Annotated in this window: 24 protein-coding genes and 1 pseudogene; 1 reads left to right on the top strand and 24 read right to left on the bottom strand. The window is 43.3% G+C overall.

Annotated features, from left to right (window positions below; genetic code table 11):
• Positions 1-24: 24 nt before the first annotated feature.
• The 19 genes from NML76_RS06145 to pbp1b all read right to left on the bottom strand — a co-directional run bounded on the left by NML76_RS06145 (position 25) and on the right by pbp1b (position 22,506).
• Complete coding sequence (locus NML76_RS06145) at positions 25-756, bottom strand: CPBP family intramembrane glutamic endopeptidase (RefSeq protein WP_195423853.1); 732 nt, start codon at positions 754-756, stop codon at positions 25-27.
• Between the two features lie 72 nt (positions 757-828).
• Complete coding sequence (locus NML76_RS06140) at positions 829-2,022, bottom strand: acetate kinase (RefSeq protein ID WP_023919646.1); 1,194 nt, start codon at positions 2,020-2,022, stop codon at positions 829-831.
• A 51-nt stretch (positions 2,023-2,073) separates the two neighbouring features.
• On the bottom strand, positions 2,074-3,027 hold the full coding sequence (locus NML76_RS06135; protein ID WP_118397210.1) for a class I SAM-dependent methyltransferase: 954 nt from the start codon (positions 3,025-3,027) through the stop codon (positions 2,074-2,076).
• Positions 3,028-3,057: 30 nt separating this feature from the next.
• Positions 3,058-3,522 (bottom strand): competence type IV pilus minor pilin ComGG, encoded by a 465-nt coding sequence (comGG, locus tag NML76_RS06130; protein WP_229060271.1) that lies wholly within the window; start codon positions 3,520-3,522, stop codon positions 3,058-3,060.
• Complete coding sequence (gene comGF, locus NML76_RS06125; RefSeq protein WP_254732990.1) at positions 3,479-3,931, bottom strand: competence type IV pilus minor pilin ComGF; 453 nt, start codon at positions 3,929-3,931, stop codon at positions 3,479-3,481. Before comGF ends, comGG begins: the two co-directional genes overlap by 44 nt.
• Positions 3,921-4,208 carry a competence type IV pilus minor pilin ComGE gene (comGE, locus tag NML76_RS06120; RefSeq protein WP_049472874.1) on the bottom strand — a complete coding sequence of 96 codons (288 nt, stop codon included), beginning with the start codon at positions 4,206-4,208 and terminating at the stop codon, positions 3,921-3,923. Before comGE ends, comGF begins: the two co-directional genes overlap by 11 nt.
• Entirely contained in the window at positions 4,174-4,608 is a 435-nt protein-coding gene (gene comGD, locus NML76_RS06115; RefSeq protein WP_173018791.1) for a competence type IV pilus minor pilin ComGD, read from the bottom strand. The genes comGE and comGD overlap by 35 nt, the downstream gene beginning before the upstream one ends.
• The gene (gene comGC / locus NML76_RS06110) at positions 4,568-4,885 is read right to left on the bottom strand and encodes a competence type IV pilus major pilin ComGC (protein WP_023919650.1); all 318 of its coding nucleotides are present in this window, start codon (positions 4,883-4,885) and stop codon (positions 4,568-4,570) included. Before comGC ends, comGD begins: the two co-directional genes overlap by 41 nt.
• Positions 4,882-5,913, bottom strand: a complete 1,032-nt coding sequence (gene comGB / locus NML76_RS06105; protein ID WP_195623587.1) for a competence type IV pilus assembly protein ComGB — start codon at positions 5,911-5,913, stop codon at positions 4,882-4,884. The genes comGC and comGB overlap by 4 nt, the downstream gene beginning before the upstream one ends.
• On the bottom strand, positions 5,846-6,787 hold the full coding sequence (gene comGA, locus NML76_RS06100) for a competence type IV pilus ATPase ComGA (protein WP_155124982.1): 942 nt from the start codon (positions 6,785-6,787) through the stop codon (positions 5,846-5,848). The genes comGB and comGA overlap by 68 nt, the downstream gene beginning before the upstream one ends.
• 87 nt (positions 6,788-6,874) lie before the next feature.
• On the bottom strand, positions 6,875-7,264 hold the full coding sequence (locus NML76_RS06095) for a DUF1033 family protein (protein ID WP_049505981.1): 390 nt from the start codon (positions 7,262-7,264) through the stop codon (positions 6,875-6,877).
• A gap of 219 nt (positions 7,265-7,483) precedes the next feature.
• Positions 7,484-8,587: a glycosyl hydrolase family 8 gene (locus NML76_RS06090; protein ID WP_070448842.1), complete on the bottom strand. Its 1,104-nt coding sequence runs from the start codon at positions 8,585-8,587 to the stop codon at positions 7,484-7,486.
• A gap of 8 nt (positions 8,588-8,595) precedes the next feature.
• Complete coding sequence (locus tag NML76_RS06085; protein ID WP_195423844.1) at positions 8,596-9,906, bottom strand: glycosyltransferase; 1,311 nt, start codon at positions 9,904-9,906, stop codon at positions 8,596-8,598.
• Positions 9,899-10,039, bottom strand: coding sequence for a hypothetical protein (locus NML76_RS06080; RefSeq protein WP_003004308.1), 141 nt, complete (start codon positions 10,037-10,039; stop codon positions 9,899-9,901). Before NML76_RS06080 ends, NML76_RS06085 begins: the two co-directional genes overlap by 8 nt.
• 9 nt (positions 10,040-10,048) lie before the next feature.
• Positions 10,049-10,837: a hypothetical protein gene (locus NML76_RS06075; protein ID WP_070664737.1), complete on the bottom strand. Its 789-nt coding sequence runs from the start codon at positions 10,835-10,837 to the stop codon at positions 10,049-10,051.
• Complete coding sequence (wecB, locus tag NML76_RS06070) at positions 10,838-11,992, bottom strand: non-hydrolyzing UDP-N-acetylglucosamine 2-epimerase (protein WP_049513846.1); 1,155 nt, start codon at positions 11,990-11,992, stop codon at positions 10,838-10,840.
• 323 nt (positions 11,993-12,315) lie between these two features.
• Positions 12,316-15,969: a DNA-directed RNA polymerase subunit beta' gene (gene rpoC, locus NML76_RS06065; RefSeq protein WP_195423841.1), complete on the bottom strand. Its 3,654-nt coding sequence runs from the start codon at positions 15,967-15,969 to the stop codon at positions 12,316-12,318.
• Between the two features lie 159 nt (positions 15,970-16,128).
• Positions 16,129-19,698 carry a DNA-directed RNA polymerase subunit beta gene (rpoB, locus tag NML76_RS06060; protein WP_254732988.1) on the bottom strand — a complete coding sequence of 1,190 codons (3,570 nt, stop codon included), beginning with the start codon at positions 19,696-19,698 and terminating at the stop codon, positions 16,129-16,131.
• A 351-nt stretch (positions 19,699-20,049) separates the two neighbouring features.
• Positions 20,050-22,506, bottom strand: coding sequence for a penicillin-binding protein PBP1B (gene pbp1b / locus NML76_RS06055; RefSeq protein ID WP_254732986.1), 2,457 nt, complete (start codon positions 22,504-22,506; stop codon positions 20,050-20,052).
• Positions 22,507-22,688: 182 nt separating this feature from the next.
• Here pbp1b and tyrS point away from each other — a divergent pair, with 182 nt between their 5' ends.
• The gene (tyrS, locus tag NML76_RS06050) at positions 22,689-23,945 is read left to right on the top strand and encodes a tyrosine--tRNA ligase (protein ID WP_003004779.1); all 1,257 of its coding nucleotides are present in this window, start codon (positions 22,689-22,691) and stop codon (positions 23,943-23,945) included.
• A gap of 62 nt (positions 23,946-24,007) precedes the next feature.
• Here the strand turns inward: tyrS and NML76_RS06045 are convergent, their stop codons facing one another.
• From NML76_RS06045 to NML76_RS06025, 5 genes and pseudogenes are all read right to left on the bottom strand, one after another.
• The gene (locus NML76_RS06045; RefSeq protein WP_031572583.1) at positions 24,008-24,421 is read right to left on the bottom strand and encodes a DUF3021 domain-containing protein; all 414 of its coding nucleotides are present in this window, start codon (positions 24,419-24,421) and stop codon (positions 24,008-24,010) included.
• A 9-nt stretch (positions 24,422-24,430) separates the two neighbouring features.
• Positions 24,431-24,886 (bottom strand): LytTR family DNA-binding domain-containing protein, encoded by a 456-nt coding sequence (locus NML76_RS06040; protein WP_031572580.1) that lies wholly within the window; start codon positions 24,884-24,886, stop codon positions 24,431-24,433.
• Positions 24,887-24,904: 18 nt separating this feature from the next.
• On the bottom strand, positions 24,905-25,747 hold the full coding sequence (locus tag NML76_RS06035) for an ABC transporter permease (protein ID WP_049472885.1): 843 nt from the start codon (positions 25,745-25,747) through the stop codon (positions 24,905-24,907).
• Positions 25,747-26,613: an ABC transporter ATP-binding protein gene (locus NML76_RS06030; RefSeq protein ID WP_070674615.1), complete on the bottom strand. Its 867-nt coding sequence runs from the start codon at positions 26,611-26,613 to the stop codon at positions 25,747-25,749. The genes NML76_RS06035 and NML76_RS06030 overlap by 1 nt, the downstream gene beginning before the upstream one ends.
• Positions 26,614-26,737: 124 nt before the next feature.
• Positions 26,738-26,824 (bottom strand): annotated as a pseudogene (locus NML76_RS06025) (winged helix-turn-helix transcriptional regulator); the annotation flags it as partial.
• Positions 26,825-26,851 lie beyond the last annotated feature (27 nt).

Here is a 26,851-nt window from a genome sequence, read left to right as displayed (position 1 = left end):
AACTCATTGGTACCTACCATTTTATCATAATTTATCATGGAAGAAAACTCTCGATACCGGCAATAAACAAAGGAGGAATACAGCAGGATAATAATAAGCTAGCGCATTCAAGGTCATATGGAGGCAAATACTGTACTCGATCCGCTGGTAGCGATAAGCCACCCAAGTTAAGATCAAAGACATACCTCCGTAGGCTACCCATTCCCCCAAGGCGCTCGGTCCATGCAAATAAGTAAAAAAGAGAGCACCGGCTAAGTAACCGATCGGTTCTGCTCCTCGAAAGATCAAACGAGGGATGATGGCCCGACAAAGCAGCTCTTCTAGAATCGGAGCGACAAGGATCACGACCATGCCCATAGCAAGAAAAGGAGCATGAGATTGCAGCTCATTCAGAGCCGCTTGGTTTGCTGTTGTACCACCTGCCTCTTGTTTCAACAAGGGATAGGCGAGCAGATTATTAGCCATCAACAAGAGAAGAAAAAGAAAATTTCTCCCCAAAGCCGGCCAGGTAATGACCCGAACATCTAAGTTCTCCAGAGGGCTCATCTTGATGACCTTATAAAAAACAAAGAGCACTGCCACTGTCACCATGAGAGTGAGGATAGTGACCCACCTTGCATCTACTCCTTCTTGAAGGGAATAAACCATGGTGATGAGGGGGAATTGTGAGAGAAAGAATACGGGCACAAAAAGAAGGAGCCAGAGGGCATTCTTACATAATGGGTGCTTTCGAACAAAAGACTGTATATTTTTCAATGGACAACCTCTTTCTTGTATAAAATAAGAAGACTGGGGCTTTCGCCTCCAGCCTTCTCTCTTTATTACAGTTTACTGATTTTTGAAACGTTCAACGTCACGCGCAATCACCAACTCTTCATCCGTTGGAATCACCAATACCTTCACACGGGAATCATCTGTGGAAATGTCTCCGACAACTCCAAAGACGTTCTTTTCAGGGTCGACCTTGCAGCCAAACCAGCTGATGCCATTGATAATAGAAGAGCGAACGTTTACTGCATTTTCACCGATTCCTGCTGTAAAGATGATGGCATCTGCACCATTCAAAACAGCCAAGTATTGACCGATGTATTTTTGCAAACGATCGATAAAGATATCGTAAGCCAATTTAGCTTTTTCATCTCCATTGTGCATCGCTGTATGGATATCCCGCATGTCACTAGAAGATCCAGAAACACCCAGAAGACCTGATTCACGATTGAGGATACGGCTGATATCTTCAGGCTTATTGAAATCCTCTGTATGTTCCATCAAGTAAGGAATAATCGCTGGATCGAGATCCCCTGTACGGGTTCCCATCATGACTCCACCTAGAGGGGTGAAGCCCATTGAGGTATCGACAGAGATTCCCTTGTCAACCGCTGTAACAGATACACCATTTCCAACGTGGCAGGTGATCAATTTCAATTCTTCTAATGGTTTTCCAAGAAGTTTAGCAGCTTCACCAGCTACATACTGATGACTGGTTCCATGAGCGCCGTATTTACGGACCTTATTTTCTGTGTAATATTTAGTTGGAAGAGGGTAACGATAAGCTTTTTCCGGCATGGTTGTATGGAAAGAAGTATCAAATACCACAACACTGGTAATATTTGGACAAATCTCTCTAAAGGCACGAATTCCAGCTGCATTTGCAGGATTATGAAGAGGTGCTAACAAAGACAATTCTTCTACTTTTCGAAGGACTTCGTCATCTACCAAGGCAGAATCCTTGAAGTATTCTCCACCAGCAACGACGCGGTGGCCCACACCTGTAATCTCATCGTAGGATTTGATAATATCAAAGCGAATCAAATCATCCAACAAAATTTTTACAGCTTGTGTATGGTCCTGGATATCTAATACTTGTTTTTCAGAGCGTCCATCAAATTTAACGGTTGAAATAGAATCCTTCAAACCGATCCGTTCAATCAACCCTTTTGCAAGAACAGTTTCCTCTGGCATTTGGTACAATTGCCATTTCAAACTAGAGCTTCCTGCATTAATAGAAATTGTTTTCGACATATATTCACCTCATTAAGCGTTTTCACTTCCTCTATTATATCAGATCTTTGATCAAATTTCACTATCCTTTAACCAGTTTTGGAAACTTTCCATAAAGTGAACCACCTGGTCTTGATCCTGGAGATCGGTAAACGGATAGACAAAGGGCTGAACAGACTCTTCTTCTTGTTTTCGTAGGACGAAAATCGTCTTAGCATATGCCGGATTTGAAAAAAGAGATTCTGGCAAGGTCAGCATGGCAAGGAGTTGAGCCTTGTCTGTTAGCCAAGCTTTCAACAGATCACTCTGAGAGCTCGTCAAGAGGTTGTTTGGAGCTAAAAAGATGGCTACTCCTTGAGGTTTCAGGTATTTCAGAGCCTGTTCCATCATAAGGTGATGAGCATAGGTATGGCCTTCGGAGCTCGCTACCTGATAGCGCTGTGCAATCGCATCATCTGGATAATAACCAATTGGAAGATCACTGACGATCAAGTCACTTTCTTTCAAAACTTGTGGGCGAACCGCATCGCCTTGTGCAAAGACAACACTGGACTCCATCACATCTGCGATACTAGCAGATAGATCAATCAAGAGATCATCTACTTCCAATCCTAAGTAATCAATCGTGAGACGGCTATTGTTGACAATAGTCTCAGCGAGATTTCCGGTTCCACTTCCCACTTCTAAGACATCCAGTTGGTCGCTTTTAGCCAACTGATCGATCAAAAATGTAATGATAAAACCAATCGCATCTGGTGTGAACTGGTGATTCGCTTGTAAAGGCTCTGTCTGAGCAGCTTTCATAAAAAGGAATTGGTAGGCTCTGCGCCATTCTTCCTTACTCAAACCTAGTTCTTTTAATTTTTTGCTATTGTTTTTAACAATGTCTAGATCTGTCTTGCCATCCAAATACATGGCATTTTGTTCAATCAAGGCGTCATAAAAGTTGGTCGACAATTCATTTTGAATACTTTGAGTGTTTTCTAATAGATAGGTATAGGCTTGTTCAATTTTTTCGAAATTCATGATTTCCTCCGCACCCTATCATACCAAAAATTAGTCTTTTTCGCTATTTTCTGATGGTTCCTTGGTCTCGTTTGGCGTCTCTTCAGAAGGCGTTTCGGTCTCTGCCTTCTCCTTATCTTTCTGTGTCTTCTTTTCTTTTTGACTCTTCTTGTTTTCCTTTTCTTCCCTTACAGGAAGGACAAACTCATAGCTTTCGCCATTCATCTTAGCCTGAGCATGAAGAAAACCAGTGTCCTGCTGTAGCTGAACAACTCCAGACTTTAAATGAATCTCTGATGTCTTCTCATCACTCTTTCTCTTTTCAAGAGCCAATTGCACCAAAGCATAGGCCCGTAGACGATCTTGACTCGTCTTTAAGATCCGTCTTTCCGCAACCTGACGATGCAGGTAAAACTGAAGCAAGAGACTAAAAATCGCTGCCATCAAGAGAGCGTAAAGCAAGACACCAGCCTTAACTTTTTTCATTTTGTATCGCTGGTACCACATGGTAGACATACTCCCTTTCTAGACCTTCTTCAAAATTCAACCGCAGATGAAGGAGCTCTCCCTCCTGCCAAATTTGGCTAGAGCGAACCCCTGAAATCATAGGCTGATAGCCTCTGCCCTTATCATCTGTTTTTCGGATATCATCTCCTTTAGATTGGCCAATAGCAATTGGTTTTTGATCCTGAACCAAGTAGATATGATTGTCCGCTACTTTTTCAAAATGACTCCGGTCCAATTCCACCTGCAATTGTTGCTGAAAAAGTATCCATTCCTCCTGCTTTTGATGTGCCTGGTAGTCCAATTCAGCATGCAGGAGCTTGGTCAAGCCTTGAAAGACCAACACTCCCCCACTGAGCACCAAGAGAGCGACCAAGGCTTCGAGCAGGGTAAAGGCCTTGACCTTTCCGTTATTCCACATGCAGTACCACCTTCCCTTGATGATAGACCGTGAGTTGATCGGCATCTTTTTCGACTTGAACCTGAATGCCATTGGCCTCTAGATGATTTTGCCCTGTCTGAAGCGCCATTTGAGCGACAGATAAGACCTCTACCTCTTTGAAATCCGCTAGTCGCTCCCTACGCGAACGCCGGATCTCCCCTAACAATAAGGTCGTAATCATGGCAAATAAACCCAAGGCTACCAAAGATTCTATGAGAATACTAGCGGGAACGGATGCTTTTTTTAATTTTCCCATTTCCAAGCGACAGTTGATAGGTCACCACTCCTCTCTGTGTCTGAAAGTGAACATTGGCCAGGGATGAATTGCCACCTGCACGGTCTAAACGAATGGTTTTAGGATCTTGCAAAATGACAGAATCAGGAATCTCCACTGTCTGGTAGGGCGTTTGAATCTTCCTTGCAGTCACTTCAACATCCAATTCCGTTTGCCTTGCCAGTGCTATCTTCTGACTTTCTTGATAGAGGTGTTCAAACTCTGCAAAAAATACTTTTTCTTCCACCTGCTGAAAGCTCGTCCTGATCGATCCCGATAAGCCCAGATAGATAAAACTGACGATCATCAAGGTCAAAAGGGTCTCCACCAAGGTGAAGGCCTTAATCTGCAACCGCACGAGTTTCTCCACTATTTTTCGCATAATAGGCACGATAAGATTCTGCTTGTTTGTTGGTAATATTTCCATCAGCAATTAGCTTTGATAGAGTGGCTTGGTCATTGGTATGATTGAGCTCGTACAATTCAGCCTGACTTTCGACCACCTTGACAACGGCTGCATTGCCTGTCTCTTTCACAGAGTCTTTTTGCTTGGTCAAATTCGGCACAAAGAGCAATAAGAGTACACTGATGATCAATAAGACCACCAACATTTCAATCAGCGTAAAAGCTTTTACCTTATATGTTTTTAATTTTTTCATAAATGAACCTCCATATTTTGATAAATCGGCAGCAACATGGCTGCGTAAAGTAAGACAATCACAAGAGCTACAAAGACAAAGACCAAGGGTTGTATCACATTCATGGCCTTGTGGACCCGACGAAAGAAGTCTTCCCATGTTTTTTCAGCGTAGATCTCTAGCTCACTTCCAAGCTTTGATTTGACCTCACCATATTCAATCATAAGCGGCAATTCTTTTTTGAAAAAAGAATATCCCCCGACCGTCTCTGAAAAGGATTGACCGCGGTCTAAAGAAAGAACTAAGTCTCTTCCAATCTCTTGGAAAAGCTGGGATTTTTGCTCCTGCATCATGGTAAAAATCTGAGACAGCTCCAATCCTTGCCCAATCAGATTGCCCCATTCTCTGGCATAATAGGCTGTCAAATAAGCTTGAATCATGCCTTTCCCGAAAGGAAGATGGGACAAGCTTCTAAAAACTTTGATCTTGCTAGATTTTCGATAATAGAGAAAGCTGAATAAGAAGAGAACCACTATCCCCGCTACGAGCGCCAAAAAGAGTTGGGGAAAGGAACTGATCAATTGCGTACCAATATTTTGTGCATCCATTTGAGGGAGCAAATAATTGCGCAGGCCTAGCATAATCAAAATTAAAAACCCAAGTAAGATAAGAGGATAAGTGCTAACTTCGATCAACTTTTTCTTGACCTTGCGCATATTTTCTAGGTAAGCACTGATTTTCTCCAAGCTCAATGCAAGATTTCCATGGAGCTCAGCGAGAGACAGCTGCGTCGTGACCGCATCTGAAAAACCGATCCCCGCCATCATCTCTGAAAAACTCCGACCCCGAGAGAGATCTGCTCGCATCTGGGAGACCAAATGACTCTCTACTAGGTGGGAACGATCCAAAAAATCAACAATCTCAGACAGATGAAAACCACTCGAATAAAGATTCAAAAACAATTCAATGATTTGCTTTTGTTTAGTTGTAGATAATTTTTTCGGCTTGTGCCTGAGCCAGCTGGATATATCCCGATTGAGCCAAGAGATCCATTTGTTGGTTCCAGCGGCTGGCTGAGTGTTCTTGGTAGTTTTCCGTCGCAAAATCGACAACACCTCCTCCTGCAATTAATCGTTGGTAGCAAATACCTTGTAAAACAATCTTGAGCTCTTCCTCACTCACTCCAAGCTCTAAGAGCCTCTCATAAACACCTCGAACGCTCTTGGCATGAATAGTAGAGAAGACTGTGACCCCTGTCAAACTAGCTCGTACGACTGCACGAGCTGTTTCCTTATCTCGAATTTCCCCAATGATGAGAAGGTCCGGCCGATGACGTAAGGAGAGTTTGATCAGGTTGTCATAGGTCATGCCGATCTGGTCGTTCAGCTGAAGCTGTAACATATTATCCTGCTTGATCTCGACAGGATCCTCAATGGACATGACTTGCTGGTCCGCAAAGCACTCTTGCGCCAAAGCATGCATGAGAGTGGTCTTTCCCGAACCAACAGGGCCCGCAAAGAGATAGAGCCCACGACCAGCCAATTTCTTCTTCAACTCAGGTAGCTGATCAAACCAAAAACGCAATTCGCGTTCCTCATCATGCAAGAGCCGAATAACCAAGCTTTCATAGCCACGATAATCCCCCACCGTCGACAAGCGAATCGAAACCAGCCCATCCTCCAGAGGGTAATCACACGACCCTAGCTGGCTCCGCCTTTTTTCTCCCACGTTCATGCCTGCTACGAACTTAAAGTGGCTGATCATAGCCGTCATCTCCTCAAAAGGGAAGGATTGTACAAAGCGCCTCTCATCTCCAACCCTCATAAAAACCTGGTACTCCTCTCTCCGAGGGATAAAGTAGAGATCCTGGGCTTCTTCTTTTTTTCCCATACGAATCAATTTTTTTGCAATTTCTTGAACCATAGTTCCTCCTCTCACTTATACTATTCGAAAAAGAAGACAAAAAAAGAAGACTTTCTAGATAGCTCTAAAAAATCTTCTAAATATCTCTTATGACAGGGTTGTCCCCTTTTTTGAATCGAGTGTATATTGACAAGAACGATGTTTGCGGATTCCTTTTTCCTTTTCGTAACCTGGACGGAGCTTGCTTTTAGGGATTTTGTGCTCGTCTTCTAGCAGAACTATCGAGTGGAAAAACTGCACATCATCACTGCAGTCCTCACACCACTCTTGCTCGTTGGTATCCCAAAAGATCGTCATGAGATCACTCCGACTCTTATAACTTGGAAAGTGTGCATTCAACTCTAACCATTTCTGCTTGTAGTATTTCAAAGCCTGGTAATAGTCTTCAAACTTCCGACTACTGACAATATCTTCTTCCCAACCTTCTAAAAACCACCAGGGTTCACAGTCCCCATACATTTCAATCACTCGATACATAAACTCTTCCATCCTTTGTATCTTCTATTATATAGAAAATCCTTTGAGAATAAAAGTTTTCTGCTCAGAGCATAATTTTTCAGGTATTCTCAGGCGATTTTCACAGTTATTTTTCAAAAATAGACTACTTGATTTCTCTTGGGTCCCTTTTTCGAGAATCAAAAAAGAGAGTCCCAACAAAATGACGAGCCATCTTGGGAACTCTCTCTTCTCAAGTATTTAGAACAATTCAAGTGCAATCATGGTTGTCATGGTTGCATCATAATAGTTGTTCAGAGGTAGATCTTGTGTGAAGATATACTTATTCTGTTGCACCAACTTCAGATAGCCTTTTTCGTGTTCAGAAGCATAGACTATCGGTGCCAAAAAACTTGCTGCCTGATGATTGTTCAAGGCCTTTCCTTTCAAGTCATAACCCGCGTACAGGTTTCTTTGACTCTTGAAAAAGTTAAGCATCTTTTTCACCAATTTTTGACTGGTTGCATCCTTACTTTGAACAAGGTTATATGGAAGGCGACAAGCATTATACGAGTAGGCTCCATCATACTTGGATTCAATCGTCTTGGGATCCGCTACGCGAGTCCCTTGCTCATCTACCCAGATGAAATCAGGTAGTAAACCTGTTTTTGTTTGGGAGCTGATCGTTTGGAGTTGCTGCAACATCTTTTCTTTGATGTCCAACCACTTCGAATCTTTTGTCACTTCATAAAAGATCTGGAATTGCGCTGGCAGTGTATCAGACGTCCGCATCAAATGATAGAATTCCGAATCCTGATTGGCCCAATTTCCCACCGTTAACACACCGGTTTCTTCATTGTAGTTGTGTGCGAGAATATCTTCTAAAATCGCTTTGGCTTGAGCCTGGTAGTCTTTGGCTTGCTTTGGCCATTGCTGAGCAGCTTTTAGAAGAGCATAGGCAATATAGAGATCTCCATCTGTGGCGTTATGGTCCTCATCCTTTGCTTTTCCATTTCTGATGGTTTGTTTCCAAGACATCAATTGGGTACCTTCCAAGCGATGATTTAGATAATATTGATAGAGTCGGTCAAAGTCTGCTTGTTGGGCCTGTCCTTTTTTAGCAGCCGCAACAGTAATGAGCATTCCATAACTTTGCGCTTCGGATAAAACCACCGTTTGATTGCTATCATTGGTGGTTCGAACATAGGATTCTTTCCCTTTTGAAACAACAAAATGCTCATTCCACTGATGATAAATTCGATTTCGCATCTCCACTTTACTTCTCGTTCTCGCTAAAAATAAGGTCAAACAGAAAATGCAAAGGATGACTAGAAACCATACATATCTCATCTTTTTCGTATTCATAATTTCTCCTATCCTGCGAATCGTTTTGTTTTAACCCATTTAGTTTCTTTCCGGTGCAATAGTTTGTCCATCACAATCGAAGAGATGGCATCAATCGATACAATGATAAACAGTTGAGAATAGGTGAAGTAGGCAGCTAAGGCCAACCAAATTTGCTTGGTAGTTGCTTGACCAAATTGTGAGGCAAGAGCCACATTAATCTGAAGTAAGTAGAGCCCAATCATCAAGATCCAATTGAACAACATCAATTGCGCAATATAGATATTTTCTGAATCAAAGGCAAATGGAATTTGCACGCCTGGCAACACTGTATGGAGACACATGGCCAGAATATTGGCAAAAAAGATCAAGTCTGATAACACGATAGCTGCATTGAACCAGAAGAAGATACAGGAATAGTTGGTCACTTCTAACTTCACGCGCCAATTTCCCTTACCAAATAAATGCTTGAAGTTAGAAAGAACCACTTCATAATTCCCTTTGGCCCAACGTTTCCGTTGCATATAATAACTCTTCAGAGTTTCCGGCTCTTGTTGAAAAGCTTCTGAATTATAGGCTAGAGCAATCAACTTCCCACTTTGCATAATCTTAAAGGAAATATCCGTATCCTCTGTTAAGGCACCGTTTTTCCATCCCCCAATACTCTTGACAAATTCAGTTTGAATAATGAAGTTGGTTCCTGGAATCCGTCCAATCTTAAAGAGATGCCACATGCCTACATGGTGAACCCGTTGGGTGACGACAATTTCTTGGTTGATACAGCGGGTCAAGAAGTTTTGACCGGCATTCCGCGTTTTATTGCGACCAAAAGAAGCCACATGACGCTCTGGATCTTTGAGCACTTCTTTCACAAGGAAATAAAGAGCATTCTTTTCAGGCATGGCATCTGCATCATAGACACAGATATAGTCTCCGGTCGCCATGGCCAAAGCGTCATTTAACACACCGGCTTTCCCACCTGTCCCACTGCGATTGATGATGGTCAAATCACGTCCTGCATACTCTGGCAATGCTTTAACTGCCAAACACTCTTCATAAGTGCGATCGGAACAATTATCCGCAAACAGTAGTAATTCTACACGATCATGTGGGTAGTTCAAATCAAGGATCGCTTTGGCTGTCTGTGCAATAACCACATCCTCATTATGGGCAGGTACGACGATCGTCACTTTTGGATAATAAGGAAGCGGATCCGTATTGACACGAAAATCACTGTGTTTAAACCAAAAATGAACGGCTGAAAAGAGGATTACTAGGCCCCAGGCTAAGGACAGCCAAATCGAAATCAAGGCAATAATCATCACAATTTGACTAATCATGGTCCACCGCCTTAAAGTTTTTATTGACACGGCGGTAAATCACCGTATAAGCTACAAATAATACAATAAAGCACAAGGCAAAAAATACACTAATGCCTACAGCTATATTAAAAAATATATTTGTAAGAGACATGTTTTCCTCCTAATATTCCACAATAATATCTGTTTCAAGTTGACGTTTTAAGTAACGAATCATTTCTTTATAGCGATGGTATTTGGTGCGATTTGATTGATCCACTACAAGAAAGCCGGACTGAAATTGGATGGCTTGCACCCCATCTTCTCCTTGGAACACCAGTCCTTCCAACTGTGGTTTTAAGACTGTCATATAATCGCCCTTCAGATCCCGCTCGCTATCAGAAGATAAGATCAAGAAATTACCATCTGATACATAATACAAGCTTTCATTTGGCTTTAGATGATGCGTTACCAAATAGTTGATTTGGTTCAAGGTCCGATTGTACTCTCTCGGTTGCAATTGGAAGAACAATTCCTCGTGCGACCAGTGAATGAGTAAGGCTTGAATCGTATCATTGGTTTCCCCACCATAAGAAGCGATGCGGTTACGGTAATCTGCGTAAGCTTCTGGCTCTTGATCCTTCACTTTTGCAATCTCTTTAAAGAGGTGGTAGCGAATTTGGGTCAAAATTCCAATCAAGATTGGAAAACTAAAGAGCAGAAGCAAGGCTTGATGAAATGGGATATAGACAACACCCGCCACCAAAAAGACAATCCCTAGGGCAAATGACAACAGGATGGTCCATGTCAACAACAAATCTGATAAAACAATAGCAGAAAATAATCCTAAAACAAAGAATAATCCTTCTTCAATCAGAATCTCTCTTGCAAAAAACAAGCAGTAAAGTAAAAGAAGTACTTCGAAAACAATCAAAATTAGCAACCATCTACTTAACTTTTCCGTTTTTTTCATTTATTCTTTCTCTCCCTCATGAAATTCTTCAGCAGCATCTCCCTGGCCAAAGTAATGTTTAATAGCTTGCACGATTCGCTCAGAAGCTCTTCCATCTCCATAAGGATTTCGGGCATTTGCCATTTCTAGATAAAGATGTTCGTTGGTTAAGAGCTCCGTCATCGTGGATTTGACGACGGCAGGATCCGTACCAACTAATTTCAAAGTTCCTGCTTTGACCCCTTCTGGGCGTTCTGTTGTATCACGCAATACCAATACCGGTTTCCCCAATGATGGTGCTTCTTCTTGTACCCCACCTGAATCCGACATGATAAAGTAACTTCTCGAAGCCAAGTTGTGGAAGTCAAGCACATCTAAAGGTGCAATGAGATGGATCCGATCATGATCTCCTAATAGATCGTTTGCCGCCTCTTGTACCGCTGGACTAAGGTGCACTGGGTAAACCACTTCAATATCCGGTTCTTGATCCACCATTTCTCTCAGAGCTCCAAAGACCGCTCTCATGGGAGCTCCTTGATTTTCTCTTCGATGCATGGTGACAAGGATGATTTTTTTAGCTGGATCTAATTGATCCAGTACTTCGTGATGATAGTTCTCTTGAACCGTGAGTTTCAGTGCATCAATAGCAGTATTTCCTGTCACCACAATAGAGGATTCCGGATGATTTTCTTTTAAGAGATTGGCCTTACTTTCGCCAGTCGGCGCAAAATACAGATCCGCTAGATCATCCGTCATTTGACGGTTCATCTCTTCTGGATACGGAGAATATTTATCAAAGGTTCTCAAACCAGCTTCGACGTGACCAATGCGGACTTGATTGTAAAAGGCAACCAAACTCGCCGCAAAGGTAGTGGTCGTATCTCCATGGACGAGCACCATATCTGGCTTTTCTTTTTTGATAACTGGATCTAATTGATTCAGAATTTTAGAGGTAATGTCTAATAAGGTCTGGCTTTTCCCCATAATATCCAAATCGTAATCAGGTACGATGTTAAAGGTTTCTAAAACCTGGTCCAGCATTTGACGGTGCTGGGCAGTGACCACCGTAATGGTCTCAATGGTCTCCCTCTGCTTTTGCAACTCCAACACCAAAGGGGCCATTTTAATGGCCTCCGGTCGCGTCCCAAACACAACCATAATTTTCAATTTTCCCATAAACTTCCCCCGTTGACATACATGTAATTCGACATTTTTTTAATTTGTGTACATCTTTTTCCATTCTACCGCCAATGACTTTAAATGTCAAACCGTTTTTGGGTTTTATAAAGAAATTACTAATAGTTAGTCATTTTATTATTTTGGTATTTAGAATACATATCCATATAATCACTAATTGTAAGTATTTACAGCACGACTTCTACCGGGCTAATATTTTTGGTAAAAAAATAAATCAATAATTATACAATTATTTTTCAAATAATAAATTTTTATAATTTTTTCAAAAAAAAGCCGGAACATGTAGTTCCGACTTTTTTTTCTTATTCTTCTACGACTTCAGCTGTTTGAACTTCATCGACTGTTCCATCTGTTACTGGCACTTCTTCGATGATTTCAACTTCGTTAATCGCTTGTGGTTCCAAGTTACGGTAACGAGCCATCCCTGTACCTGCAGGAATAATCTTACCAATGATAACATTTTCCTTAAGTCCAAGGAGATGGTCTTTCTTACCACGGATCGCTGCGTCAGTAAGAACACGAGTGGTTTCTTGGAAGGAAGCAGCTGACAAGAAACTGTTGGTTTCAAGAGAGGCTTTGGTGATTCCCATAAGGACTGGACGAGCAGTCGCAGGAACTCCACCAGAGATAAGGACATCCTTATTAGCATCTGTAAAGTCTGTAATGTCCATAAGCGTACCCATGAGAAGGTCTGTATCTCCTGGATCCATGACACGTACTTTACGGATCATTTGACGAACCATTACCTCGATGTGTTTGTCGCCGATTTCTACCCCTTGGCTACGGTATACTTTTTGTACTTCCGCAAGAAGGTAAGTTTCAACCGACAAGACATCACGAACGGCAAGGAGACGTTTTGGTTGGATAGACCCTTCTGTCAGAGCCGCACCACGAGAGACTTGATCTCCTACTTCGACTTTCATGCGGGCAGTGTAAGGGACAACGTATTCACCTTCACCAGTTGCTCCGCTAACAAAGACTTTCTTGGTCCGTGTAGAAGCATCTTCTTCGATCGCTGTGACTTCCCCTTTGACCTCAGTGATGACCGCTTCCCCTTTTGGATTGCGGGCTTCAAAGATTTCTTGGACACGAGGAAGACCTTGAGTGATATCGGTATTTGAGGCAACCCCACCCGTGTGGAAGGTACGCATGGTCAACTGTGTACCAGGTTCCCCGATAGATTGGGCAGCGATGGTTCCGACTGCTTCACCCACTTCAACCGCATCACCAGTCGCCAAGTTGATACCATAACAGTGACGGCAGACACCATGGCGGGTGTTACATGTAAAGACAGAGCGGATAGTGACTTCTTCCACACCAGCATGAACAATTTCACGTGCTAGGTCTTCTGAGATCAAGGTATCTGGACCAACGATGACTTCACCTGTTTCAGGATGTTTAACAGATTTCTTGGTATAACGACCAGTCAAGCGTTCTTCGAGTGGCTCGATCATTTCCTTACCATCAGTAATGGCACGGATCACAAGTCCACGGTCTGTTCCACAGTCATCTTCACGAATAATGACGTCTTGGGCAACGTCAACCAAACGACGAGTCAAGTAACCTGAGTCGGCTGTCTTAAGGGCCGTATCGGTCATCCCTTTACGGGCACCGTGAGTTGAGAAGAACATTTCGAGTACTGACAAACCTTCGCGGAAGTTTGACAGGATTGGCAATTCCATGATCCGTCCGTTTGGAGCGGCCATCAAACCACGCATACCGGCAAGTTGCGAGAAGTTTGAGATGTTACCACGGGCTCCAGAGTCCATCATCATAACGATTGGGTTCTTCGGATCTTGGTTATCCACCAAGCGTTTTTCCAATTTCTCACGGGCTGCACGCCATTCAGCTGTAACAGCATTGTAGCGTTCGTCATCCGTGATCAAACCACGACGGAATTGTTTCGTGATCTGTTCCACACGTTTGTGAGATTCTTCAATGATTTCTGCCTTATCTTCAACGACCGGAATATCGGCAATCCCCACTGTCAAACCAGCAAGGGTTGAATGATGGTAACCTAAGTCTTTCAAGCGGTCCAAGAAAGCAGACGTTTCAGTTGTACGGAAACGTTTGAAGATTTCGGCGATGATATTTCCAAGATTTTTCTTCTTGAAAGGAACGTTTAATTCCAATTTCTCAATCGCTGATTTGACATCTTGACCAGGCTCCAAGAAGTACTTAGCTGGAACACCTTCTGTCAAGTTGGCATTATTAGGCTCTTGAAGGTATGGAAGCTCTGCAGGCATGATATCGTTAAAGAGAATCTTACCAACAGTTGTCAAGAGAATCTTGTGTTGTTGTGCTTCTGTCCATGGTTTGTTCAAGCTATCCGTCGCAATTCCGACACGGGTATGCAAGTGAACATAGCCATTGCGAAGAGCCATCACGGCTTCATCACGGTCTTTAAAGACCATTCCTTCACCTTCACGACCAGCTTCTTCCATAGTGAGGTAGTAGTTCCCCAATACCATATCCTGAGATGGCGTAACGACTGGTTTACCATCTTTAGGGTTCAAGATATGCTCAGCAGCCAACATCAAGATACGAGCTTCTGCTTGAGCTTCTTCTGAAAGCGGTACGTGGATGGCCATTTGGTCTCCATCGAAGTCGGCATTGTAGGCTTCACAGACAAGGGGGTGCAAGCGAAGGGCTTTCCCGTCAATCAAGACAGGTTCAAAGGCTTGGATCCCCAAACGGTGAAGGGTCGGTGCGCGGTTCAAGAGAACTGGGTGTTCTTTGATGACTTCTTCCAAGATATCCCAGATACGTTCATCTCCACGTTCGACCAAGCGTTTTGCAGCTTTAACGTTTTGTACGATATCACGTGCAACGATTTCACGCATAACAAATGGTTTGAAGAGCTCGATAGCCATTTCACGTGGCACACCACATTGGTACATCTTCAGAGTTGGACCAACGGCGATAACGGAACGTCCTGAGAAGTCCACCCGTTTACCAAGCAAGTTTTGACGGAAGCGTCCTTGTTTCCCTTTGAGCATGTGGCTCAATGATTTGAGTGGACGACTACCTGGTCCTGTGATTGGACGACCACGACGACCGTTGTCGATCAAAGCATCGACAGCTTCTTGGAGCATCCGTTTTTCGTTTTGCACGATGATACCAGGGGCATTCAATTCTAACAAACGTGCCAAACGGTTGTTCCGGTTAATTACCCGGCGATAAAGGTCATTCAAGTCAGAGGCGGCAAAACGGCCACCATCCAATTGGACCATCGGACGAAGATCTGGTGGAATAACGGGAAGGATGTTGAGGACCATCCATTCTGGCTTGTTGCCAGATTTGTAGAAGGCGTCCAAGACATCCAAACGGCGCACAGCCTTCACACGTTTTTGACCAGTTGCAGTCTTCAATTCTTCTTTCAAGAGAGCAATTTCAGCTTCCAAATCCACTTGTTTCAAGAGGTCTTGGATGGCTTCTGCACCCATCTTAGCTACAAAAGAACCTGGTCCGTATTCACGCAAGCGTTCACGGTATTCACGTTCTGTCATGATGGATTTGTGCTCAAGTGGAGTATCTTTTGGATCGATCACCACATAAGCTGCGAAGTAGATGACTTCTTCAAGGGCACGAGGACTCATATCCAAGGTCAATCCCATACGAGAAGGGATTCCTTTGAAGTACCAGATGTGTGATACAGGTGCTTTCAACTCGATATGCCCCATGCGTTCACGACGAACTTTCGCACGTGTTACTTCAACCCCACAGCGGTCACAAACGATCCCTTTGTAACGGATTCGTTTGTATTTCCCACACGCACATTCCCAGTCTTTTGTAGGTCCAAAGATGACTTCATCAAAGAGACCTTCGCGTTCTGGTTTCAATGTACGGTAGTTGATTGTTTCAGGTTTCTTGACCTCTCCATAAGACCATGAACGGACCTTGCTTGGAGAAGCTAGGGTGATTTGCATACTTTTAAAACGATTTACATCAACCACTATTTCTTACCTTTCCTTGTTTTCATACTTGTTTTATTTGGATACAGCTTAGGTGGAGGAAGAAAGGAAACTTTCTTGCCACCTCCTTGTGTCTGTATCTTGTTATCGAATCATCCTGCTAGAAGCATTGGTTGCTCACAGGACAATCATTTTTACTGATTATTTTTCTGATTCTTCGGCATCAAAGGCTGCTTTTGCTTCCTTTGCTGCTTTTTCGCGTGCTTTTTCAAGGTCATCCACATGAATCACATCATCGTCTTCCCCTTCATCAAGGTCACGAAGTTCCACTTCTTGATCATCTTCGTCCAAGACACGCATGTCAAGACCAAGTGATTGCAATTCTTTGACAAGAACGCGGAAGGATTCTGGTACACCTGGTTTTGGAATTGGTTTACCTTTGGTAATCGCTTCATAAGCTTTCAAACGTCCGTTAACATCATCTGACTTGTATGTCAAGATTTCTTGAAGGACATTTGATGCACCATAAGCCTCAAGGGCCCACACTTCCATTTCCCCGAAACGTTGTCCACCAAACTGAGCTTTCCCTCCGAGTGGTTGTTGGGTAACCATTGAGTATGGTCCGACTGAACGGGCATGGAGTTTATCATCAACCATGTGGTGAAGCTTGATCATGTACATGACACCGACAGAGACACGGTTGTCAAACGGCTCACCAGTACGTCCATCGTAAAGAATCGTCTTGGCATCGCTATCCATACCAGCTTCTTTCACAGTATCCCAGAGATCTTCTGAGCTTGCTCCATCAAAGACTGGTGTTGCGATGTGAATACCCAAGTTACGAGCTGCCATACCAAGGTGAAGTTCCATAACCTGACCGATATTCATACGTGATGGCACCCCAAGAGGGTTCAACATGATATCAACCGGTGTACCGTCTGGAAGGTAAGGCATATCTTCAACTGGAACAATACGAGACACAACCCCTTTGTTTCCGTGACGACCGGCCATCTTATCTCCGACGCGGATCTTGCGTTTTTGTGCAATGTAAACACGAACCAACATGTTGACACCAGATTGTAATTCATCACCGTTTGCACGGGTAAAGATCTTAACATCGCGAACGACTCCATCTCCACCGTGAGGTACACGGAGTGATGTATCACGCACTTCACGAGATTTATCCCCAAAGATAGCGTGAAGGAGACGTTCTTCGGCAGAAAGGTCTTTTTCACCTTTCGGTGTTACCTTACCGACAAGGATATCGCCTTCTTTAACCTCAGCACCAATACGGATAATACCTGTTTCATCCAAGTCACGAAGAGCATCTTCCCCGACGTTTGGAATTTCACGGGTAATTTCTTCAGGGCCTAACTTGGTATCGCGTGTTTCTGATTCGAATTCTTCCAAGTGAACAGATGTGTAGACATCTTCTTTCACCAAGCGTTCGCTCATGATAACAGCATCCTCGAAGTTATACCCTTCCCAAGTCATGTAAGCGACGATTGGGTTTTGACCAAGGGCCATTTCCCCTTTTTCCATCGATGGACCATCAGCGATAAAGTCGCCTTTTTCAACGGTTTCACCAACTTTAACCAGAGTACGTTGGTTGTAAGCTGTACCGGAGTTTGAACGACGGAATTTTTGAACATGGTAGACGTCCAAAGAACCATCTTCCCGACGGACTTCCACCTTATCCGCATCTGCATAGGTAACCTTACCACCATGTTGTGCAATAACTGCAGCACCTGAGTCATGGGCTGCTTGGTATTCCATACCAGTACCCACATAAGGGGCTTTTGGATCAATCAATGGAACAGCCTGACGTTGCATGTTGGCACCCATGAGGGCACGGTTGGAGTCATCGTTTTCCAAGAAAGGAATACATGCTGTCGCAACGGCAACTACTTGTTTTGGAGACACGTCCATGTAGTCGACTTGATCAGATGGGAACTCTTGGTTGTTACCACGGTGACGTCCCATAACGATCGGCTCAGCAAAGCCACCCTTTTCGTTCAACTTAGAGTTGGCCTGCGCGACGATGTACTCATCTTCTTCATCGGCTGTCAACCAAACGATTTCGTTGGTCACTACACCTTTTTCACGATCCACTTTCCGGTATGGCGTTTGGATGAAACCATATTTGTTCAAGTGTCCGTATGAAGACAAGTTGTTGATCAAACCGATGTTTGGTCCTTCAGGTGTTTCGATTGGACACATACGACCATAGTGGGTATAGTGCACGTCACGCACTTCATATCCGGCACGGTCACGTGTCAAACCACCAGGCCCTAAGGCAGACAAACGACGTTTGTGAGACAACTCAGAAAGTGGGTTGTGTTGGTCCATGAACTGGGACAACTGTGAAGACCCAAAGAATTCTTTGATCGCTGCAGTTACGGGACGAATGTTAATAATTTGTTGTGGTGTCAAGACATCGTTATCTTGTACAGACATCCGTTCGCGAACGTTTCGTTCCATCCGTGAAAGTCCAAGACGCACTTGATTGGCAAGCAATTCACCAACGGCACGAATCCGACGGTTTCCAAGGTGGTCGATATCATCTACACGGCCAAGTCCTTCTGCAAGGTTCAAGAAATAGCTCATCTCTGCCAAGATATCTGCTGGAGTTACAATGCGTACTTTGTCAGATGGATTCGCATTCCCGATGATGGTGACAACACGGTCTGGATCTGTTGGAGCGACAACTTTGAATTTTTGCAATTCAACCGGTTCTGTCAAAACAGCAGCATCATTTGGAATGTAAGTGATTTTGTTCAAACCATTATCCAATTGTTCTGAGATGCTGTCGATGACATCGCGCGTCATGACAGTACCAGCTTCTACAAGGATTTCTCCTGTTTCAGCATCCACCAATGGTTCTGCGATTGTTTGATTCAACAAGCGGTTCTTGATATTGAGTTTCTTGTTGATCTTGTAGCGACCAACTGGTGCCAAGTCATAACGACGTGGATCAAAGAAACGGGCTACCAACAAGCTACGTGAGCTTTCCGCTGTTTTTGGTTCACCTGGACGAAGACGCTCGTAGATTTCTTTGAGGGCTTCATCTGTCCGCGAATCCATTGGATTTTTGTGAATATCTTTTTCGATGGTGTTGCGAACCAATTCGCTGTCCCCAAAGATATCGATAATTTCATCATCTCCAGAGAATCCAAGAGCACGCACAAGAGTTGTAAATGGAATCTTACGTGTGCGGTCGATACGTGTGTAAGCAATGTCTTTTGAGTCGGTTTCAAGCTCTAACCAAGCCCCACGGTTAGGGATAACAGTTGATCCATAACCAACTTTACCATTCTTGTCCACCTTATCATTGAAGTAGACACCTGGTGAGCGGACCAACTGAGATACGATAATCCGTTCTCCACCATTGATGATGAAGGTTCCCATTTCAGTCATGATTGGGAAATCACCAAAGAAAACTTCTTGGGTCTTGATTTCACCTGTTTCTTTGTTGACCAAACGGAAGGTCACAAAGATTGGTGCTGAGTAGCTAGCATCGTGGATGCGCGCTTCTTCAAGCGAATACTTAGGTTCGCGGATTTCATAACCCACAAATTCCAATTCCATTGTATCCGTGAAGTTTGAGATGGGAAGCACATCTTCAAATACTTCCTTCAAGCCATGATCCAAGAAATCTTTGAATGAGTCTGTCTGGATTTCAATCAAGTTTGGTAAATCAAGAACCTCTTTGATTCTTGAAAAACTACGACGGGTCCGATGTTTCCCGTATTGAACGTCATGTCCTGCCAAAGTTTTTAGCTCCTTTTTCCATACTAGGATAGCTTGGTAAAATGATTTTCACCACCTATCCGGTTTTAACTACAATTGTGTGATTTGCATCACGTGAAGAGCTGTCTCTTCACCTCATTCGTCGCTTTTTGTAATTTTTAGAAAAATTAAATTTGTGTAACAAACTAGGATTTTTCTGAAAAATAGGCACAAAAAGAGCAGCTAAATCGACTTATTCAAGTAAGATTTAACTGCTGTAAGCTCTTATTTGGACAATATTTCAAATAAAGCACACGACAAATTAGTTATCACTATTATACCGTTTTTTGCTCCAAAAATCAAGGCTTTCTCTAGGTTTTCTACTGGATCAGACTAGCGTCGATTGCCACGATTTGAGCTGTTTCGATTTGAACTATTGCTTGATGAACTATTGGTTGTCGAATTGTTCTTATTATTCGACTGATTTCCACTGCTATTGCCGAGAATGGCTGCCCAAGCACTTTGATAATCGCTATCCGATCCCCCGATGGCAAAGCGGTATTGAGTGGTTGGCGCTCCGTTTTTGGCCCAAAGGCTCGTCACCATTTGACCGCTCACATCGATATCTCGGCCATTGACATTGACGCGACCCGGTCTTTCACCAGTCGATTTGAGCACTTCAGAGCGGATCACACTCTTATCGAGAGTGAATTTATCCTGAATTCCAAAGAGACTTGGATCTGCTTGGTAGATTGCATTCGCCAACTGCGCCATGTATTGGGCATTGTTGTTGTATCCGGTCAAGGTTTGCATGGAAGCATTGTTGTCATGGCCAATCCAACCTCCTAAAGAAACATTTGGGGTGGACAGCATGAGCCACATATCCCCATTTGAGTTAGTGGTACCGGTTTTTCCAATCCAGTCAGCACCTGCCAGCGTTGGGTTGACTTGGCTAATCCGTGACTTAAAGGTCGTTGTTGCACCAGATGTAATAACCCCGCGCAAGAGATCCTGCATAATCGTTGCCGTTGCTGGAGAGTAAACACGAACAGGATCTGCCTCGTGCTTGTAGACTACATCCCCATCTCGATCAATGATTTGCTCTACCATGTAGCGTTTGAGGTAGTTCCCATTGTTAGCAATGGTTTGGAAACCATTGGTATGTTGGGCAACAGTGACCTCAATTCCTCCCCCCATCGGCAGACTCTCAATACCATATTCAGGGATATCATAGCCCATTTTCTTCATGTAGGATGGAACATCCACACCCTTTTCACGAAGGGTCCGGTAAGTCCAGTAAGCTGGAATATTCCATGAGGTATTGAGGGCCTCACGAAGATCCATCATGGCTGTCCCTCGGCTATCCACGTGCATGATCGGCTCCCCACTTGAGAAATTAGTCGGATAGTTAGAAAGGATGCTATTGCTTCCCATCAAGCCTTGGTCGATGGCAATCCCATAGGCCAACAGCGGCTTGATAGTAGACCCTGGGGAACGCTCTGTATCAAAGGCATGGTTGTTTTGGTTGCCGTCAAAATTCCGTCCACCGATAAATCCTAAAACGGCACCCGTTCGGTTGTCCATAAGGACATTCCCAACTTCTACAAGACCCGTCCCATCATCCAAGACGCTTCCAAAATTCGCTACCGCGGCCTGCATCGCATTGTGAACCGGTTTGTTAATCGTGGTTTGAATGGTGTAGCCACCTTCGCGCAACTCGCTCTCAGCTAATTCTTGGTAAGCCTTGACGGTTTCATTATTTTTCAAGTCTTGCTTGGTGACATTGTCTCGCTTGATCAAGTAATCATACATGGCCTCTTTTGCTTCTTCCATGGCTTGGAAGTAGAGGTAGTCATGCGGTGTTTTCTCGATGCCATCTGGAGCCATGAAGTCTTTGGTCAAGTCGTACTGAGCATAGGTCTCGTAGTCTTTTTTCGACAAGGCTCCCGTCCGGTACATATTGAACAAAACGTCTTTGGCACGCGCCAAACCTAACTCGAGGTTTTCCTTGCTCTTTAGGCTACCGTCTGCAGCATAAGGAGAGTAGACAATCGGGCTCTGTGGCAAGCCAGCGATAAAGGCCGCTTGTGGAACGGACAAGTCTTTGGCAGAGACGCCAAAGATCCCTTGAGCTGCAGCTTCCACACCCGCAATATTTTGTCCCCTATTGTTTCGTCCAAAAGGCGAAACATTTAAGTAGGTGGTTAGGATTTCATTTTTATCCATTCCCCGCTCTAAAGCCAGGGCATCGACAATCTCTGTCGCCTTACGAGTAAAGGTTGGAGCGTCTCCCACGACTTGCTGTTTGATCAACTGCTGGGTCAGGGTTGATCCCCCACTAGAGGAACCCACGCCGGCTACAGATCCAAGTGTTGCCCGAAGAACGGCTTTAGGTACAACCCCCTTGTGGCTTTCAAAATTCTCATCCTCAGTAGCGATCACAGCCTTCTTGACATTGTCCGAAATGGCGTCTCCTGCTACTGGCGTACGGATCAAATCACTGTCCACTTCTGCAATCAAGCTCTTATCGGAATAAGTCAGTTTTGAAACACTGCTGACGTTGCGGACCTGCTGGACCAATTCTTCTGTCTTTGGAACCTTGACGTTACTAAAGAGGCTCGCCGCATAACCAATCCCGATCCCTGCGCCAAATAAAAAGAGGCACACGAACAGGGCGATCATGACATCCCACAAGAGTTTGAGGGTTCGTAAAAAGGTCGCAAAAATATCACCGACAGACCAGCTACTTTCCTCATTTTTTTCCTTATTCGGAGTTTCTGTATACATATTTGCAAAGAATTTTTGAATCTTCGTCCAAAATTCTTGCAGCTTCTCTTTTAATTGATTCACTGATTCTTTCTCCTTGTTCCCTATATTATAGCAGATTAGGCCCTTTGTTTTCAATCACAAGAGCGTAGAAATCGTCACTCAATCTTCTTGAGTAAGGTCAAGAAAATGATGGAAACCATTGCCATTTCCGTGGTTTATGGTAGAATAGAGAAATGAATAAACTTATAAAGGAGAAAAGACACATGCACATTTTTGATGAGCTAAAAGAGCGTGGTTTGGTATTTCAAACGACGGATGAAGAAGCCTTACGCAAAGCACTGGAAGAAGGTCAGGTTTCTTATTATACTGGTTATGATCCAACTGCTGACAGCCTTCACCTTGGTCACTTGGTTGCCATCTTGACGAGCCGTCGTCTTCAACTAGCAGGCCACAAACCTTATGCGCTCGTTGGCGGTGCGACTGGTCTCATTGGAGATCCGTCCTTCAAAGATGCTGAACGTAGTCTCCAAACAAAAGAAACTGTACAAGAATGGGTTCGCTCCATTCAAGGGCAATTGTCTCGTTTCCTCGATTTTGAAAATGGTGACAATAAAGCCGAAATGGTCAACAACTACGATTGGTTCGGAAGCATTAGCTTTATTGACTTCCTTCGTGATGTCGGAAAATACTTTACAGTCAATGCTATGATGAGTAAAGAATCTGTTAAAAAACGGATTGAAACAGGGATTTCTTACACAGAGTTTGCCTACCAAATCATGCAAGGCTATGACTTCTACGTCCTCAACCAAGAACACAATGTAACCCTTCAAATCGGTGGATCTGACCAATGGGGAAACATGACAGCTGGTACTGAGTTGATGCGTCGTAAAGCAGATAAAACTGGTCATGTTATGACTGTGCCTTTGATCACAGATGCAACTGGTAAGAAATTCGGTAAATCAGAAGGCAATGCGGTCTGGCTCAATGCAGACAAAACATCTCCATACGAAATGTACCAATTCTGGATGAATGTGATGGATGCAGATGCTGTGCGCTTCTTGAAGATCTTCACTTTCTTGTCACTTGATGAGATTGAAGAGATCCGCAAACAGTTTGAGGCCGCTCCTCATGAACGCTTGGCTCAAAAGATCTTGGCGCGTGAAGTGGTTACCCTTGTCCACGGCGAAGAAGCCTACAAGGAAGCCCTCAACATCACAGAACAACTCTTTGCAGGAAACATCAAAAACCTTTCTGTCAAAGAACTCAAACAAGGCCTTCGTGGTGTGCCAAACTACCAGGTCCAAGCAGAAGATAACCTCAACATTGTTGAACTCTTGGTCACAGCTGGTGTGGTAAATTCTAAACGCCAAGCCCGTGAAGATGTTCAAAATGGAGCTATCTACGTCAACGGCGAACGCATCCAAGACCTTGACTATGTCTTGAGCGATAGCGATAAATTAGAAAATGAATTGACCGTTATCCGTCGCGGTAAGAAAAAATACTTTGTTTTGACTTATTAAGAAAGTAAAACCACGAAGTTTGGTATGAACTTCGTGGTTTTCTTATACACTTTTTTCTGGGACTATTTCCCTTTTCTGCGATGCAACAAAGCTTGGTTGATTCGTTGAGTTTTTTTATGGAGTTGCCAAATCTGGTAAAGCCAGATCAGACCGTAAATTGCTAGAAAGATCAACCAAGGAATCGGACTCCGTAAGGCTGCCCCCCAGCCAAAAAATAAGTAGGTCAATGCTAAGATGGTAGCTGTCACAACTAAATGCAAGATCACACGCAAACTATAGGTCAAAAACTCTTCTTCCTCAAGAATGAATGTCAAGACCCCCATTGTCCCACTCATCAAAAAGATCGCCAGGATGTTACGGACATTTACAGCGGGATAGACGATGTTGGGATAGACATGGGATAATAACACCAAACACAAATAAAAGAAGGATCCTGTCCTCATACCAGATACAAAATAAGCTATAACTCGTTTCATCACTTTCTCCTATACCCCTAAATAATCCATCAAGGATTTGACATATTTCCGACTGACACTTGATTTCACTCCGCGTGTCAGTTTAGCCATCATATTGCCTGAAAAACTATCCGATAGCGATTCCAAATGGTCGATATTCATCACCGCGTGGCGGGATATCTGTAAAAAATTACGACGATTAATTCGATGTTGAAAATTTGTCAAAGTATCTCTGACGGTGAACGTTTTGTCTGTCGTATAAATGGTCAGCTGATTCTTATCAATCTCGGCTAGAATAATGTCATCAATTTTCACCATGATCAAATGATCATCTGTTTTGATAGGGATCACTACTTGATTCACTGTCGAAAATTGTTCGAGATAGTCCATCACCTCTCGTGCTTGATCGGATAATTGCTTGGCTTGAATGACCACACAGGGGTCGTTTTCTGGGATATCCTGTTTTTCCTCAAAACGAATCTTCATTCCTACTCCAATTCTCACTTACTTTCTTTTATTCGATCTTTTTGCTAAGGGAACCCAAATCCCCAAAGCTAGAAGAATACCACCTAACACTATAAGGTATGTTTGTTCCTTTGTCAATAAGGCTTGCCATTTGAGCTGAACACCCATTTTTTCTTGAAATTCTCGAAGAAGATCATCTCGCCCCTTAAAGGTTTCGCTCACTGCTTCTTTCATGAGTACTTGTCGATAAAGTGCAGCAATATAAGTTGCTGGAGTACATTTCATTAGTAGTTGTGCAAAATCAGGTAGAACACCTAAAGGTACATAAGTCCCTACCAAAAAACCAGAAGCTGTACCCACTATGGTCGAAAACTTCCCAAGACTGTCTACGGAATGGAAAAAATAAACAAAAATGGCATTCACTAAACTAGAAAGCAGGCTACTAAGCAGCATAATAAGGAGTACTTCAGGTAATAAAGACAGTGCTGGAACTTCTCTAAAATAGCCACACATCAGCACATACATAAGGGCCTGCATGAAAAAAGAGATGATGATTGCGCTCGTTAGATACGAAAATGGTAACCGCCACTTTCCTTGATCCGATAAATAAAGATCCTGATCTACTTGATGTTCACGATCCTTTACTAGCTGAGTCAGGGCAGCCAGACTTGTCGTAATCCCTGTCACAGCCAGCGTCCCACTCATTAACCAATTATTTAACACAGGACCACTATTGGGGAGCTGAGCCCAAGCATCTGTTAGATTTTTTTGAAGAAAAATAATATAAAGAATAAAGGAAATCAAGGCTCCCAACAGAGAGAAGAAAACTCCTGAACGATTTCTGAAGTACAATAAAAAATTTCGCTTTAGTAAGGCTAGCATTAGCGAACCTCCCTTCCTGTAAGTGCAATAAAGGCATCATCCATGGTCCCTGGACGAAACTCAAAATGGGCTAGATTATCTCTAACTTGCGCCAGGTAATCAATGGCTTCCCTTTCACTCTTGGGTTGAAAAATATACTCCAATTGACTTTGTTGCTCTACTGACATTCCCGAAGATTTGAGACTTTCTATCTGCTGCATCTCCTTGAAACGAATCTTCAAGATATTAGTAGCATACTGACTCTTAATATCTAGTGCCGATCCTTGAGCAATCACTTCCCCATGGTCTACAATATAAATCTGATCAGCTTCATCTGCTTCGTCAAGATAATGCGTGGTCAAAACAACAGTCATCCCCTCTTCTTTCTGCAATTGATAGAGCAAATCCCAAATAGACTTTCGGGTTTGGATATCCAAACCTGTCGTTGGTTCGTCTAAGAACAGAATATCTGGTTGTGAGAGCAGGGCACGCGCAATGTCAACCCGACGCTTTTGGCCACCTGAAAGCGTCCCGTATTTCTGCTTTTGGAAAGCTGATAGACCTAGCCGATCAATAAGATCAGACACACGATTTGGTTTTAGGTCTTTGTACTGTCTCGCACGAATGGTCAAATTTTCTCTAACCGTTAGCATCTCATCTAAAACACTGGTTTGGAAGACCACACCAATTTTAGTACCTGGTTCATAGATGATTTCACCTTGCGTTGGTTGTTTCAAACCAATCAACATGGAAATCGTCGTTGATTTCCCCGCCCCATTTGGTCCTAGAATCGCATTAAAGGTTCCCTTTTCAAACTGTAAATGAATATTGTTTACGGCTAAATGATTTCCATATCGTTTACTGATGTTTTTAGCTTGTAATATCATGTTCTCTCTCCTTTTGATAAAACCAGTCTAACAAAAAAGCCGCTTAAAAAATGGCTTTTGGGGATAAGTGGTCAAAATGAAGAGATGAGTGGCGAGATAGAAGAGATTAAAATGAGGAAAAAATTTATTGCAGCCATTCTTTTCCCCATTGATTCAAGTCCTTTAAAATTGGCATCAGTGAATTTCCTTTTTCTATCAGCTCATATTCTGTTTGGTACTCTATTAGAGCATCGGTTGC

The organism is Streptococcus sp. CF8_Ac1-9 (genome assembly GCF_024295565.1).
GTDB classification, from domain to species: Bacteria; Bacillota; Bacilli; order Lactobacillales; family Streptococcaceae; genus Streptococcus; species Streptococcus parasanguinis_X.
Note: the sequence above shows the minus strand (reverse complement) of the source record. Positions and strands in the feature narration are given on the sequence as shown.